General features: G+C 48.7%; 8 protein-coding genes. 2 read left to right on the forward strand and 6 right to left on the reverse strand.

Annotation, left to right across the window (positions count from 1 at the left end; translation table 11 throughout):
• Positions 1 to 140: 140 nt before the first annotated feature.
• The 3 genes from GC128_RS05525 to pepT form a co-directional block, all read right to left on the reverse strand.
• Positions 141 to 1,193 carry a response regulator transcription factor gene (locus GC128_RS05525; RefSeq protein ID WP_151993460.1) on the reverse strand — a complete coding sequence of 351 codons (1,053 nt, stop codon included), beginning with the start codon at positions 1,191 to 1,193 and terminating at the stop codon, positions 141 to 143.
• A gap of 17 nt (positions 1,194 to 1,210) precedes the next feature.
• Complete coding sequence (locus GC128_RS05530; RefSeq protein WP_151993461.1) at positions 1,211 to 2,440, reverse strand: sensor histidine kinase; 1,230 nt, start codon at positions 2,438 to 2,440, stop codon at positions 1,211 to 1,213.
• A gap of 219 nt (positions 2,441 to 2,659) precedes the next feature.
• Positions 2,660 to 3,889 carry a peptidase T gene (gene pepT / locus GC128_RS05535; RefSeq protein WP_151993462.1) on the reverse strand — a complete coding sequence of 410 codons (1,230 nt, stop codon included), beginning with the start codon at positions 3,887 to 3,889 and terminating at the stop codon, positions 2,660 to 2,662.
• A 114-nt stretch (positions 3,890 to 4,003) separates the two neighbouring features.
• Here pepT and GC128_RS05540 point away from each other — a divergent pair, with 114 nt between their 5' ends.
• A complete protein-coding gene (locus GC128_RS05540; RefSeq protein WP_151993463.1) occupies positions 4,004 to 5,608 on the forward strand; it encodes an ABC transporter substrate-binding protein in 1,605 nt (534 codons plus the stop codon).
• A gap of 38 nt (positions 5,609 to 5,646) precedes the next feature.
• On the opposite strand, the gene GC128_RS05545 is transcribed toward GC128_RS05540, so the two are convergent.
• Both GC128_RS05545 and GC128_RS05550 read right to left on the reverse strand, forming a co-directional pair.
• Complete coding sequence (locus tag GC128_RS05545; RefSeq protein WP_151993464.1) at positions 5,647 to 8,037, reverse strand: glucose/quinate/shikimate family membrane-bound PQQ-dependent dehydrogenase; 2,391 nt, start codon at positions 8,035 to 8,037, stop codon at positions 5,647 to 5,649.
• A gap of 305 nt (positions 8,038 to 8,342) precedes the next feature.
• Entirely contained in the window at positions 8,343 to 10,640 is a 2,298-nt protein-coding gene (locus tag GC128_RS05550) for an FdhF/YdeP family oxidoreductase (protein ID WP_151993465.1), read from the reverse strand.
• Between the two features lie 247 nt (positions 10,641 to 10,887).
• Between GC128_RS05550 and GC128_RS05555 the strand changes: the two genes are divergently transcribed.
• Positions 10,888 to 12,579 (forward strand): methyl-accepting chemotaxis protein, encoded by a 1,692-nt coding sequence (locus tag GC128_RS05555; protein ID WP_151993466.1) that lies wholly within the window; start codon positions 10,888 to 10,890, stop codon positions 12,577 to 12,579.
• A gap of 229 nt (positions 12,580 to 12,808) precedes the next feature.
• Here the strand turns inward: GC128_RS05555 and GC128_RS05560 are convergent, their stop codons facing one another.
• Positions 12,809 to 14,539 (reverse strand): ABC-F family ATP-binding cassette domain-containing protein, encoded by a 1,731-nt coding sequence (locus GC128_RS05560; RefSeq protein ID WP_151993467.1) that lies wholly within the window; start codon positions 14,537 to 14,539, stop codon positions 12,809 to 12,811.
• Positions 14,540 to 14,878 lie beyond the last annotated feature (339 nt).

Genomic DNA, 14,878 nt, shown 5'->3' on the forward strand with positions numbered 1-14,878 from the left:
GGAGGCACTCTGATAAACAGGATTCCCCATCTTAGGCGGCAAACCCAGCTACAGCAGGAAACTATCTTGTTGGCATGTTGGACTTTTTTGCCTTCCCTACGTCATTCTGCGCAATATTTCCAGAGCGAGCAGTGCGGCGATTAATCACTTTCAGGAGAGACAATTTTACGGTAATCAGAGGGGGCCAGACTGGTCTCTTTTTTAAAGATGCGGCAGAAATAATTCGCATCCTGGTAAGATAACTCCAGCGCAATGGTATTAACCTTGAGGTTACTGAATTGCAGCAGCGATTTCGCAATACTCATTTTCCGGCTGGCAATATAATTTGAAAACCCAGTGCCAATATTTTTCTTAAACGCACGGCTTAAATAGCAGGTGCTGACGAAAGATTTGGTGGCGATATCATCAAGTGTAAGATTGTTGAGCACATTCTTTTCGATGTGGAATTTTGCCCGCTCGGTGAAATCCATATTGCCGTTGAAATACTTGAGCGCGTGGTCGAACACTTCTTCGCTGATAGTCATCAGCGCTACCATGATTCGGTAATAGGCCGTGCTGCTTAAACCATGCTGCGTAATATCCTGAATCAATGCAGCGACTTTTTTCCCGGTCGGTGCCATTTTTTCGCCCTGGTTCACAATATATTGATGCAGTATTTCCAGCATGTCGGTTACGACTTTCCGCTGGTCGGCAGTCAGCGATTTGCGGGTACAGGCATCGTCGAGTTTCTTAAAGATAAAACTGTGCCATTGGGCGTAATCGCAAGTTTCGATCAGCTTAATCATGGTCTGTTTTAGCTCTTTGAGCGCGGCAATATCGGCTTCATTAACATCCAAAGTCTTTTTAATAGTTTCGGTGAGAATACTTTGTTTCACCGGTTTAAGCAGGTAGTCGTCAACTTTCAGGTTCAACATACTGCGCACCAGATCAAAATCGTCATTGGCCGTTGTGACGATCACTTTGGTGTCATTGTTTTTGCTCTTTAAATATTCAATAACCTGATTGCCGTTAGGCAACGGGATATTTATATCGACAAACATCATGTCGATCTGTTCTAGCGTATCAATAAGATGAATGGCTTTTTTCCCGGTGGAAGCTTCATGGATAACCGCGTTATCCACACAACGGGAAATAATGCGCCGTAATGACTCAGACTCAATCGGTTCATCTTCCACAATAACAATGTTATACATGCTAACTCTCCGTGTTTTCAGGCTTGCAGCATAGGGAATCGCAGTTTGATGGTGGTGCCCATTGTGGGTTGATGAGCACTGATAATATCCAGTCCATAACTTTCACCAAATAACAAACGCAGACGATTTTGAATATTATTAATACCGATGCTGCCTTTCTGGCGATTCTGATTACCTGATAAAATACTGGAAATATCTTCTTGTGAAATGCCATCGCCGTTATCGGTGACTTCGAGAATAACATCTCGGCCATCGTCGATCGCACGTATCAAGAGGAAGCTGCTGGTATCACGAGGTTCTACCACGTAATTGAAGAAATTTTCGACCAGCGGTTGCAGAATTAAAAACGGGCAGACAATATCAAGGTATTTTGCCGGGATGTCACACTGGTAATCAAAGCGGTCGCTCATTCTTACCTTTTGGATCGACATATAACTCTTAACATAGTTTATTTCATGGTTCATGGTGATTAAACCATGGTTACTCTTGCGTAATAAATAACGCATCATATCAGAGAAGTCATGCACCATTGTTTCGGTCCGTTCGGCATCTTCCAGATACGCCAGGCGCCCGATGGTATTTAATACATTAAACAAAAAATGAGGGTTAATCTGATAAGACAACGCTTTAAATTCAGCTTCATGTAATGAACGTTCAATTTCAACTCGTTTTCTCAGTTCATCAGTAAGTTCCAGATCTTTTTTACGTAGCTCGCGTTGAATATTATTAGCGTGCGCCTGCTCGACTAAATAAGATGAAACATGCAACAGAGTGGAAGCCGTTGACTCAAAACGTTCATACGGCATTCTTTTAGTGTTGTCATGTAAATTAATTAACCACGGGTTTTCCTGCCAGACTTCATTATTATTTAGAATATAAGGAATGGTTTGCTCTTTTTCTTCTTCAACTTTTACCTGTCCGGAAATAAAAGCACCCAGATAATGGTCGTTAATGGTGATCGGTACGGCAAACTCGACAAACCCGCAGTAACAGCGATAAACCACCGGTTTGAGGGTTTCCATCGCGGCGCGGCCCCCGGCGTTGTCGCTTTCATGGCAATGTTTGGCAAGCGTTGCGTTAAGACGGGAGCGAGCACAAAAATCGGAAAAACCACTTGGGGTTGTCACCGGAATGCCATCGTTGTCGACCACCACGAGGGCAATCATCATCGACTTGCTAAAATTATCCTGCAACGTCTGAAGCCGTTTGACATCAAGAAATTCGTGTAATTTATACTTATTATTCATTTCAAGTTCCGACCAATTTATTTATTGACAGACATTGAAAATATATCTTAAAAGCTCCAGTAAAAAATTGAATCGGGTCACACGCAAGCCAGCATCGATTGAAATACATGTTAAGCTTATTGAATTAATGTTAATCAATGTGAATAAATATATGGCAACAATATTTCTACATTTAAGTCAGGGGCGGGCAAATGCCCAAACATTCGCCCGTAAGATTTTTTATTTAACGGCTAACAGGCAAAGCTTTAATGCCACGTTATAAGATGCTTCAAATGCTCTCAGCGGTAAAAACTCGAACTTAGAATGGAAATTATGCGCGCCCGTGAAGAAGTTTGGCGTTAATAACCCTTTTGCCGAAAGTGCTGCACCATCGGTGCCACCGCGCATAGGAATGACCTTAGGCTCGATATCTAACGCCTTCATCGCTTCGAAAATAAGATCAATGGCGCGACGATCGTCTTTAATCGCATTGCTAATATTGCTGTAAGTGTCGCTGATTGAAATATCCACTTTCGCGGTAGGGTGCTGCGCTGAAATTATTTGCGCCACGTCGCGCAATTGCTGTTTACGCGCTTCAAAACTCAGCGTATCAAAATCACGAATATTGGCTTTCAGTATGGCGTCATTTTGCGTGGTGTTCATGCCGTTAAACCAAATATACCCTTCGCGGCCTTCGGTATTTTCCGGCGTTTGCTGACGATCGAAATGGCTGATGAAATCATGCGCCATTAACAGTGGGTTCACTAAGACGCCTTTTGCTGACATTGGGTGTGCGGTCACACCAGTAAAACGAATTTCTGCGTGTGCGGCATTAAAGTTTTCATACACCACTTCACCTAATTCACAGCAATCGATAGTCCAGGCGAAATCAACGTCAAAACGCGCCAAATCCAGCGCTTTAGCACCACATAAACCAATTTCTTCATCAGGTACAAAGGCGACGACAATATCGCCGTGCTTCATCTCTGGTGTCAGGTTTTCCAGTAGCGTCATCACCACGGTTACGGCAGATTTATTATCTGCGCCGAGCACACTGGTGCCATCGCTAAAAATTATCTCTTCGTTCGGGTACGCGAGAATTTCCGGGTGTTCAGCGGTGCGCAGCCAGATATCTTGTTGCGGGTTAAGGCAAAGATCCTCGCCGTTAAAGCGCAGCACTTGCGGGTGAATATCCGGTGAAAGCCCAACATCGACAGTATCGATGTGTGTGATAAACCCAACGCGTGGTGCGCCGGGAACATTGCCTTTTTTGACCGCAGTGACAGTGGCATGTTCGTCGATAACTACATCGTCAAGACCGAGTTCGCGGAGTTCACTTGCCAGCAATTGTGCCATTTCATGTTGGCCTGGAGTGCTTGGTAGGGTGCTGGCACCGGCCTGGCTTTGGCTGGTGATCGCCAGATAACGGAAGAAACGTTGTGTTAATTGTTCTGAGAGTTGTGATGCCATGACTTCCTCTTTACTGGATATATTCATTTGTTTGAAATCGACTTTTAATGTTATTTATTAAGCCGCTTTGTACAAGCACTATCCTGGGTGAAAATTATAAATAATAGGGCAGGCATGAAAACTTCCATCACAACAACAACCACAAAACTTGCATTGATAATAGCCGCGCTGACAGTCAGTTCTACTGTTACAGCTAAAACATTAGTTTATTGCTCCGAAGGCTCACCGGAAAACTTTAACCCGCAGTTATATACATCGGGAACCAGTGTTGATGCGAGCGCTGTACCGGTTTATAACCGCTTAGTAGATTTTAAAGTTGGTACTACCGAGTTACAGCCGAGCCTCGCAGAAAGCTGGGATGTCAGCGAAGATGGCAAAGTTTATACTTTCAATCTGCGTAAAGGGGTGAAATTCCAGAGTAATAAATACTTCAAACCAAGCCGTGATTTTAACGCTGACGATGTCATTTTCTCGTTTATGCGCCAGAAAGATCCAAAACATCCTTATCACAACGTTTCTAATGGAAACTATTCCAATTTTGAAAGTCTCGAGTTTGGCAAATTAATTACCTCGATTGATAAAGTTGACGATAATACCGTTCGATTCACGTTGACTCACCCAGAAGCGCCATTTATTGCTGACCTTGGCTGGTATTTCGCCTCGATACTTTCCGCTGAGTATGCTGATTCGATGCTAAAAGCAGGCACTCCAGAACGTGTGGATATGGACCCTATCGGCACCGGGCCTTTCCGTCTGGCGCAGTACCAAAAAGACTCACGCATTCTGTTCACCGCATTCCCTGAATACTGGCAGGGCAAGGCAAAAATCGACAAGCTGGTATTTTCCATTACCCCCGACGCCTCAGTGCGTTTAGCTAAGCTTGAGAAAAATGAGTGCCAGGTGATGCCATTCCCAAATCCTGCCGATTTGCCGCGCATGAAGGAAAATGCTGACATCAACCTGATGCAAAAAGCGGGGCTAAATACCGGTTTCCTCGCATTCAATACCCAAAAAGCACCGACGGATAATGTGAAAGTACGCCAGGCGCTGGCAATGGCTATTAACAAGCCGGCGATTATTGACGCGGTATTCCGTGGCACCGGAACGGCTGCGAAAAATCTGCTGCCACCAGGCGTGTGGAGTGCTGATGATTCGCTCAAAGATTACGAATACGACCCGGAAAAAGCCAAAGCGTTACTCACAGAGGCGGGCTTTGCTAATGGCCTGACCATCGATCTGTGGGCGATGCCGGTACAGCGTCCGTATAACCCTAACGCTAAGCGGATGGCGGAGATGATTCAGGCCGACTGGGCGAAAATTGGCGTCACGGCAAAAGTTGTCACCTTTGAGTGGGGCGAGTATTTAAAACGTGTGAAAAGTGGTGAGCATCAGGCGGCGTTGATGGGGTGGACCACGGCCACAGGGGATCCGGACAATTTCTTCGGCCCACTGTTTACCTGTCGTTCAGCGGATGGCGGCTCTAACTCGGCAAAATGGTGTTATCAGCCATTTGATAAGTTGATTCTTGAAGCGCGTACTTCAAGCGATCACGAAAAACGCGTGGCACTGTACAAAGAAGCACAGCAGATGATGCATGACCAAATGCCTGCGGTGATGATTGCTCACTCGACGATTTTTGAGCCGGTTCGCAAAGAAGTGACCGGCTATGAAGTCGATCCGTTTGGTAAGCACATTTTCTATCAGGTGGATGTGAAGTAACTGAAAACGGGTGCGATTAGCACCCGTTATTTTATGGCTTATTTCGCGTCTGGCAACGCGTAAGCAATGATGTAATCACCACGGTCAGGAGACTGACGTGCACCGCCTGCGTTAATCACGATGTACTGTTTACCGGTTTTTGGTGACACATAGGTCATCGGCCCTGATTGGCTACCAACAGGCAGTCGGGATTTCCAGATTTCCTTGCCGTTTGCGGTATCAAACGCGCGCAGATAGAAATCTTGCGTGCCCGCGAAGAACAACAGACCAGACTGTGTCGACAGCGATGCACCAAGCGTAGGCATGCCAATTGGAATCGGTAAATGCATACGAATCCCGAGTGGCCCGGTGTCTTGTACCGTACCCACCGGAACCTGCCAGACAACTTTCCCTGACTTCAGATCCACCGCCGACATCGTGCCAAACGGTGGTTTCTGACATGGAATACCCAGAGGTGAAAGGAAACGCTCACGCATTGCGCCGAACGGTGTGCCGTCCATTGGAACGATACCCATCTCGATACCGCTGGCGTTTTTCGCCACATTGGCACGAGGCACCATGTAGTTTGCAAGACCCAGACGCATATCGTTGACGAACATCAGGCTGTTATTCGGGTCAACAGAAACGCTGCCCCAGTTCATCCCACCCAGCGAGCCTGGATATTGCAAAGAGCGGTCAAGACCCGGCGGCGTGTAGACACCTTCGTGGCGCATGCCTTTGAACTCGATACGACAAATCAGCAGATCGATTGGTGTCGCACCCCACATATCCGATTCAGTCAGTGTTTCGTTGCCAATCATGGGCATCCCGACCGAATACGGCTGGGTTTTCGAATAACGCTCACCTTCGATATTGCCCTGTGGCACAGGACGTTCTTCTACCTTCGCTACCGGCTCGCCAGTCTCGCGGTTGAGCATGAAAATCATGCCCTGTTTGGAGGTCTGAACAATCACTGGCGTAGTGCTGCCTTTACCATCGGGTAAATCATAAAGCAGTGGCTGTGATGGTAAATCGAAATCCCACAAATCGTGGTGCGTGGTCTGGAAATGCCAGTGCACTTTGCCCGTTGTTGCTTCAACTGCAACAATAGATGAGCTGTATTTATCGTCCTGTGCAGTACGCGTTCCACCAAAGAAATCAGGTGTGGCGTTACCAGTAGGCAGGTAAATCAGGTCTAGTTTTGCATCATAAGACATGGCAGACCAGACGTTTGGTGTGCCACGTGTATAAGTCTGGCCTTCAGGTGGCAACCCTGTGATAGCCGGATTACCCGGATCCCATGCCCAGGCCAGTTTACCGGTGTGAACGTCATAAGCGCGTACCACACCCGGAGGCTCACCGGTGGAGAAGTTATCTGCCACACGACCACCGACGACCACCACGTTACCGGCAACAAGAGGTGTAGAGGTTTGCTGGTAATAGCCTGGTTTAACTTCACCCATGCCAGCTTTCAGGTCGACCGTACCGTGGTCGCCAAAGTCTTCGCACAACTTGCCGTTATCAGCGTTGATCGCAATTAAGCGCGCATCGGTAGTAGGCAGGAAAAGACGGCGAGGGCATGCAGCGGGCTGCGCTGGTTCGGCAAGAGTAGCGGCAGCCTGTTGAGTCGTTTCTTCGAAATAGCCTAAACCACGGCAGCGCTGCCAGTTCGGTGCTGTAGCTTTACTGTCATAGCGCCATTTTTCTTTACCGGAGTCGACATCCAATGCCAGCACCTTGCTATACGGTGTGCAGACAAAAAGTGTGTCGCCAACCTGTAACGGAGTGTTCTGGTCTTCAGCGCCTGAGCCGTTGCTTTGGGGAATATCACCCGTATGCGCGGTCCAGGCTACTTGCAACTCCGAGACATTACCCTTGTTGATTTGATCAAGGGCGGCAAAACGGTCGCCGTGGGTGGTATTGCCCCAGTGCTTCCAGTCTTTTTGTACTTCATCAGGTGCGACGGGTTTTACCGGGACCTCTTCATTGGCGGTAACTTGCACCTGCGGCACAAACATCCAGCCTGCGCTTACCAACATACAAATTGCGAGCAGGGCCGCAATGCCATATGCCGGCCCTTTTTTTACCGGAGCCGTGCTTTTGGCAGCGCGTAAAATGGGCCATGCAATGGCAGCAAGGAAGGCGAGCACCGCAAGGGTAAACAGGCGCGAGAACAGCGGCCAGAAGTCCCAACCGGCCTCGCTAATTGCCCAATATATTGAGCAGACAAATGCCAGGCCATAGAGCACCAGCCCGGCGATTTTCTTCTTGATAATCAAAATGGCGGAAATGAGCATCACAATGCCCATCAGCAAGAAATACCAACTGCCGCCCAGGGCAATTAAATAAGCCCCACCAATACCGATCGCGAGGCCAATAAGTGCCATTAGCCCGCCAAGAACCCACAGCAGCCCAAGTGCCAGGCCGCGCGGGGGGGTAAGATTTGCCATAACATTCTCCTGTTGAAGCGTGTTCCTTCAGCTTCATATGCAACAACGTCTCCTTGTCGCAGGAGATCGTCTGATTTGTACCTTTGGGTATAAACAAAAACGCATGTGGTGACTGTATTTAGCGTTATCTCGAAAGTGATTTACGCATAACGAACCAAATGGTTAATGCTGGGGTATCATAATCTTCCGTTATGGTATTGCAAAGTTGTTAATGAGAAATCGCGCATTTATTGCGAATTAGTAGCGGAATGGGTTGGGGGGTCGGGTAGCGTGGGCTACCCGACAAATGCAGAGTAACGGGAGGTTTAAGCTATACGCAGGCGTTCAACGGGAGCAGTACGGCAAATTTTAACCGGTACTGATTTCGATGTTGGCGTCCCGGTGCCGTCGCCGACGCTGCTCAGAGGAACCAATGGGTTCGTTTCAGGGTAATAGGCTGCCAGATTGCCGCGCGGGATGTTGTAAGGCACGATTTTAAAACCGCTGACTTTGCGTGTGATGCCATCGTTCCATATCGTTTCGATATCTACCAGGTCGCCCTCGTGCAACTCAAGTGCCGCAAGATCTTCTGGGTTAATAAATAGCACTTCACGCTGGCCGTAAACACCACGGTATCGGTCGTCCAACCCGTAAATTGTGGTGTTGTATTGATCGTGCGAGCGTAAGGTTTGCAGCGCAAACGGGGCTTTCAAATCACCAAATAATGATTTCGGAAGAGGGACTGCACTGAATTCCGCTTTCCCCGTCGGGGTGTTAAAGCGCAATTCCGCCGCCGCGTTACCAAGGTAGAAACCACCTGGTTTTTCGCACTGCTGGTTAAAATCTTTAAAGCCTGGAAGGGTGGCCGCAATATGGTCGCGAATCAGATTGTAATCCCCTGACAATGCCAGCCAGTCGAGCTTTTCTTGCCCCAGAACGGTGTTAGCAATCCCACAAACAATGGCGGTTTCTGAACGCTGTGTTGCAGCAATCGGTTTCCCGATACCTTCAGATGCGTGCACCATGCTGAATGAGTCTTCAACGGTGATGAACTGCCGCCCACTGGCCTGCATATCTTCTTCAGTACGCCCAAGCGTTGGCAAAATCAGTGACTCTTTGCCGGGTACGACATGGCTGCGGTTAAGTTTGGTGCTGATATGAACCGTCAGGCCGCAACGTTGCAGAGCTTCCTCGGTGAGAGGGCTATCTGGTGCTGCTGCCGCAAGATTGCCACCAAGTGTAATCAGAACTTTAACTTCATCACGTAGCATTGCCGCAATAGCTTCAACGGTGTTATGGCCTTGCGCGCGTGGAGGTTCAAAATCGAAATGAGTTGCAAGGCTATCGAGTAATGCAGCCGATGGTTTTTCATCAATGCCCATCGTGCGGTTACCCTGCACATTACTGTGACCGCGCACTGGGCACAGGCCCGCACCAGGTTTTCCAAGATGGCCACCCAGAAGTTGCAGGTTAACGATTTCACGTACGGTGTTCAGGGAGTGTTTGTGCTGGGTAATTCCCATTGCCCAGGTGCAAATCACACGTTCGGCCTGCTGCCAGATAGTCGCGGCATCACGCAGTTGCTGCTCGCTCAATCCGGATTGATGGGTAATGTGCTCCCAGGACGTGTTGTCGATTTCAGCAAACCATGCTTCCACGCCATGAGTGTGCTCAGCAATAAAGGTTTCATCGAAAATACCCGTGTCACCGTTCTCAAGTTTCTGACGATGGGTTTCCAGTAGCGCTTTTGCCATACCGCGAATCGCAGCCATATCACCGCCCAGGTTCGGCTGGTAATAGTAGCTACTGATTTTACCGGCCAGTGGTGTCACCACTTCTAACGGCTTTTGCGGATCGGCAAAACGCTCAAGACCGCGTTCACGCAGGGTATTGAAGGTCACAATTTGTGCGCCGTTCTCAGCTGCGTGGCGCAAACTATGCAACATGCGAGGATGGTTAGTACCTGGGTTTTGGCCAAACACAAAAATGGCATTAGCCTTGTCGAAATCATCTAAATGAATGGTGCCTTTACCGACGCCGATACTGCGTTTAAGCCCGCTGCCGCTGGCTTCATGGCACATATTCGAGCAGTCCGGGAAATTATTGGTTCCCATCATGCGACCGAATAATTGGTACAGATAAGACGCTTCGTTACTCGCGCGTCCTGAGGTGTACAGTTCCATCTGGTCGGGATTATCCAATGCTTTAATATGCTGACCGATAAGCGCCAGTGCGTCATCCCAGCTAATGGCTTCGTAATGGTCAGTCTGCGGGTTGTAACGCAACGGCTCAGTAAGGCGTCCTTGATATTCAAGGAAATAATCGCTCTGCTGATACAGATTACTGACACTGTGTTTAGCAAAAAACTCGTTATCGATAAAACGGCGAGTTGCTTCCCATGTCACTGCTTTCGCGCCATTTTCGCAGAAGCTAAAAGTACTTTTATTGTCATCGCCCCATGCACAACCTGGGCAGTCAAACCCTTTGGCTTTGTTCATGCGCATCAAGTTGCGCAGGTTTTTTATGGCGTGTTTACTGTCGATAACAAAGCGGGTAGTTGCTTCAAGAGAGCCCCAGCCACCGGCTGCAGCGCGATAGGGTTTGATTGCAGATTTAAATTTCATAACGCTTAATTGTTGTCCTTTGAGCGACCGCACGCGGTTACGCCATTTACTGTTACAGTCAGTTTACTCCGGTTTAAACTGAATGTAAGCCTTACTAATTCCAGGGCTAAACTGTGATCTGTATAACTATTCATCGATGATTTGTTAACCCCTCCACAAAACGACAACTTTTTGTTCAATCTTTTGTTTCTCATGGCCGATGACTCTTTTACAGAAACACCTTTTTACAAAAAGAGAAACCAAGGACATGGCAACTACAAAAATCTCCCCACAAGGGGCTGTTCGTTTCTGGCACAACATCCGATTAGTGCCGCTGTTTACATCAATTCTGGTTGGGATTTTAGTGCTGTTCGCTTTATGTGTAGGGCTTGCGAGCTATTTTTTGATCCAGAGCGACAAAGCGCTGCAAGATGTGACCAACGAAATTCAGGTACGGATTGGGCTTTCGGAAAGCTCGACTAATTTGCGTAGTGCGCGACTGAATATCATCCATGCAGGGGCGGCAGGGCGTGTGGCCGACATGGATGATATGAAATTTAATATCGCTGAGGCAGAAAAGCTGATTAAACAAGCGCAGGCCAGTTTCGATATTTATATGGCTCGTGCAGACAAAGTTGAGGCGGGTGAAGCGCTGGATAGCCAGCTACGCACACGCTTTGATGAATATCTGAATAAAGGTATGGCGCCGATGATGAAATATGCCAAAAACGGCATGTTTGAGGCCATCATCAATCATGAAAATGAAGAAGCCCGCAAGCTGGATGCGGACTACAACAAAGTGTTAGAGCAAGCGGCGAAGATCCGTACCGAGCGTGCAGTAGCACTTCATGAGCAAGCCCAGGCCCGCTCACATTTAAGTGTGATGGTCATGGCATGTGCATTTGCAATCGCGCTGCTCCTGACGATATTTACCTTTGTCGTGTTACGCCGCGTGGTTATTCAACCTCTGCAACAGGCGGCAACGCGCATCGAACATATCTCCAAAGGCGATTTAACCCAGCCATTGCAATCGTTCGGTAACAGTGAAATCGGCAAACTGAATCAGAACTTGCAGGATATGCAGGTTTCATTGGTGAATACGGTTGGCGAAGTGCGCATGGGGGCCGAGGCGATTTACCAGGGCACCAGCGAGATCTCTGCCGGTAACACCGATTTGTCGGCGCGTACTGAACAGCAAGTGGCGGCACTTGAAGAAACGGCGGCCAGTATGGAGCAGTTAACGGCCACGGTGAAACAGAATGCAGATAACGCCCATCACGCGACCAGGCTTGCCGAAGAAGCCTCTAACAAAGCCGGTGACGGTGGGCGCATTGTCTCAAGTGTTGTGAAAACCATGACCAATATCTCTACCAGCTCGAAGAAAATTTCCGAGATAACTGCGGTCATCAACAGCATTGCTTTCCAGACCAATATTCTGGCGCTGAATGCGGCGGTTGAAGCGGCGCGAGCCGGTGAACAAGGGCGCGGGTTTGCTGTGGTAGCGACTGAAGTACGCACTCTGGCACAGCGCAGTGCACAAGCTGCCAAAGAAATTGAGGGGCTTATCAGTGAATCAGTATCGCTCATTGATAGTGGCTCAAGTCAGGTTGCCCATGCAGGCGAAACTATGACGGATATTGTCGGCGCGGTGCGACGTGTCACCGATATCATGCAAGAAATTGCGGCGGCATCGGATGAGCAAAGTCGTGGTATTGAGCAGGTCGGGATCGCGATAAACGAGATGGATAATGTGACGCAGCAGAACGCAGCACTGGTTGAAGAAGCAACCGCTGCGGCGAATTCTCTTGAGGAGCAGGCGGCACGCCTGACTACCGCGGTAGGAACATTTCGTTTAAGCCATCAGCCTAACGTTGTCAAAACTCAGCCTGAAAAGCCGAAAACCACCGCTAAGGCCGCTAAAACCGTTATAGACGAAGACGATAACTGGGCAACATTTTAGATGATGTGAATCTGTGGATGTCGCTTGCGCTAATCCACCCTATAAACTCCCAGAAAATGCCACTCGTAGGTTGTTAACACCGTTAGTTTAAGAATGAGATATCCGGGGCGACCACCGGGTTTGGGGTCCCTCCGGGAACCAAATCCCGGTGTTTCCCCTAATTCATTAGCTTAAATGAATGGTGTTACCTCGTAGGTCGGATTAGCTCCGCGACATCCGATGCTAACGTTTACTCGAGTTCCAGCCGCAGATTAAGCGCGGCAATCTCCATCCGCCATTGCTGCTGAAGCGCTGGTTTCTGGTGGCTTTGCTTGCGTGCTAAATCCTGCGCAAGCTTCTCCTCCAGCTCAACCAGGCGTTCCAACCAGCTTTCAGTTTCCGAATGAACCAGAACCGCCGTTGATGACTCGTCTTTCTGTGACGTTGTCACGATATCGACGTTGTCATTTGTCAGTTGCGCATATAGCCCCTCAAGTGAGTGCCACTCGCTCAATTCGCCATTATCAATCAACCAGAAGCGGTTACAGCTTTTGGCGATTAATGTCCTGTCGTGTGTGACCAGCAACACGCCACCTTCAAAACTTTGCAGCGTTTCTGCCAGCGCCTCTTTGCCTTCCATATCCAGATGGTTGGTTGGCTCATCAAGCAGTAACAGAGAATAGCGCGCAAGAGTCAGCCCAACAAACAGCAATCGGGATCGTTCTCCACCGCTCAAAGTGCTGACCGTTTGCCCATGGCGTAACCAGGCAAAACCGGCGCTGATCAACGCCATTTTGCGATCGCGCTCGGATAACGGCGCAAAAGGTTCGAGTGCTTCGAGCAAGGTGTCACCGTCACGTAACTGATGGAGTGTCTGGTCGTAATAACCCATCTCTACGCGTGGATGCAGGCGGATTGAGGACTCATCTTGCGACTGCTGATAATGCTGCCACAGCAGGCGTAATAAAGATGATTTTCCGCAGCCGTTCTTGCCGATTATTGCCACCCGATCACCACTTTTCAGGCGTTGCATAGTCAGGTTAAACAGTGGAGGACAATCCGGTGCCGGACTTACCGACAGGTTTTCCATTTCCAGCAGGCGGTTAGCGGGTAATGCCTCGCCTTTGAGTATCAGTTGCCACAGGTTCGCAGCACTTAGCTCGGTTTGGCTGTCCTTAAGTTTGTCGACGCGTTTTTCCATTTGCTTAGCTTTACGGGCAAGGTCTTCGTTGTCATAGACTTTGCCCCAAATTGCCAGACGTTTCGCACTGGCCGCTATGCGGTCAATTTCCTTTTGCTGGGCCTGATGGCGGTGTGCATCGGTACGGTCACGCTCTTCAAGAGCTGCGCGGGCTGCAGAGCAGGGTAGCTGGAAGAAACTGAGTCCGTGGTCACGCAGGATCCATGTTCCGTTGGTGACGTTATCCAACAGATGTTGATCGTGAGAAACCAGCACAAAGCTGCCGTTCCAGTTACGTAAGAACTGCTCCAGCCACAGTAGTGTGGGCAAATCGAGGTGGTTGCTTGGTTCATCAAGCAGCAAGAGATCCGGCTCGGTGATCAACGCACGCGCCAATAATAAACGTGTGTGTTGCCCACCGCTTAGCGTTCCGGCACTGAGTTGCCAGGCACTTTCATCAAAACCCATGCTGGCTAAGAGCGCCTGTGCTCGCCAGCCATCGGTATGTTGCTGTGCTTCACTCAGTCTCGCTATCACGGCTTCAAGTAAGGTGAGAGAATGTAAATCTTTAGGTAAATGCTGTTCGACACGCGCCAATAAGCAGTGATGCGCGCGCGTCACGCTGCCACTATTGGGTTCGATTGTGCCATCAAGCAATTTAAGAAGGGTGCTTTTACCACAGCCGTTGTGGCCGATTAAGCCCAGGCGATCGCCTTTTTTAAGCGTAAAAGTGATGTCAGCCAGCAGCGGGCCGAAAGCGGTATCAAGACTAAGGGATTGTGCGGTTAATAATGTGCTCATTGTTGCTTACTCAAGAGTTACAGGCGCTAAAACGCCTCGTCAAATATGGCTGACGATAACCCGGTAAGCCCGAGGGAAGGGATTGCAGTTGGTTGCTTCGCTCAAGCCGGATTATCGCAGTGCGATATCGATAACGCTTGAGCTATGGCGATCACCAAAGGTATGTGAAATAAACAAAATTTCACGAAACAGCAGCATGGGTTCCTCCTTATATATTCAGTTGGTTGATGAATAAGCAAATCCTGGCAGAAATCATGAATAATTTCCAGCTACCGATTTTTGACCTGCAACCTTTATCGTATTATTAGCGCAGTGATCAGAATTCAAATGAGTGGATAT

This window comes from Buttiauxella massiliensis (assembly GCF_902500225.1).
Taxonomy (GTDB): domain Bacteria; phylum Pseudomonadota; class Gammaproteobacteria; order Enterobacterales; family Enterobacteriaceae; genus Buttiauxella; species Buttiauxella massiliensis.

What these genes read in the sequence shown, in the direction of transcription:
- GC128_RS05525 (WP_151993460.1), bottom strand. Translation starts at nt 1,193, where the DNA reads ATGTATAACATTGTTATTGTGGAAGATGAACCGATTGAGTCTGAGTCA.
- GC128_RS05530 (WP_151993461.1), bottom strand. Translation starts at nt 2,440, where the DNA reads ATGAATAATAAGTATAAATTACACGAATTTCTTGATGTCAAACGGCTT.
- pepT (WP_151993462.1), bottom strand. Translation starts at nt 3,889, where the DNA reads ATGGCATCACAACTCTCAGAACAATTAACACAACGTTTCTTCCGTTAT.
- GC128_RS05540 (WP_151993463.1), top strand. Translation starts at nt 4,004, where the DNA reads ATGAAAACTTCCATCACAACAACAACCACAAAACTTGCATTGATAATA.
- GC128_RS05545 (WP_151993464.1), bottom strand. Translation starts at nt 8,037, where the DNA reads ATGGCAAATCTTACCCCCCCGCGCGGCCTGGCACTTGGGCTGCTGTGG.
- GC128_RS05550 (WP_151993465.1), bottom strand. Translation starts at nt 10,640, where the DNA reads ATGAAATTTAAATCTGCAATCAAACCCTATCGCGCTGCAGCCGGTGGC.
- GC128_RS05555 (WP_151993466.1), top strand. Translation starts at nt 10,888, where the DNA reads ATGGCAACTACAAAAATCTCCCCACAAGGGGCTGTTCGTTTCTGGCAC.
- GC128_RS05560 (WP_151993467.1), bottom strand. Translation starts at nt 14,539, where the DNA reads ATGAGCACATTATTAACCGCACAATCCCTTAGTCTTGATACCGCTTTC.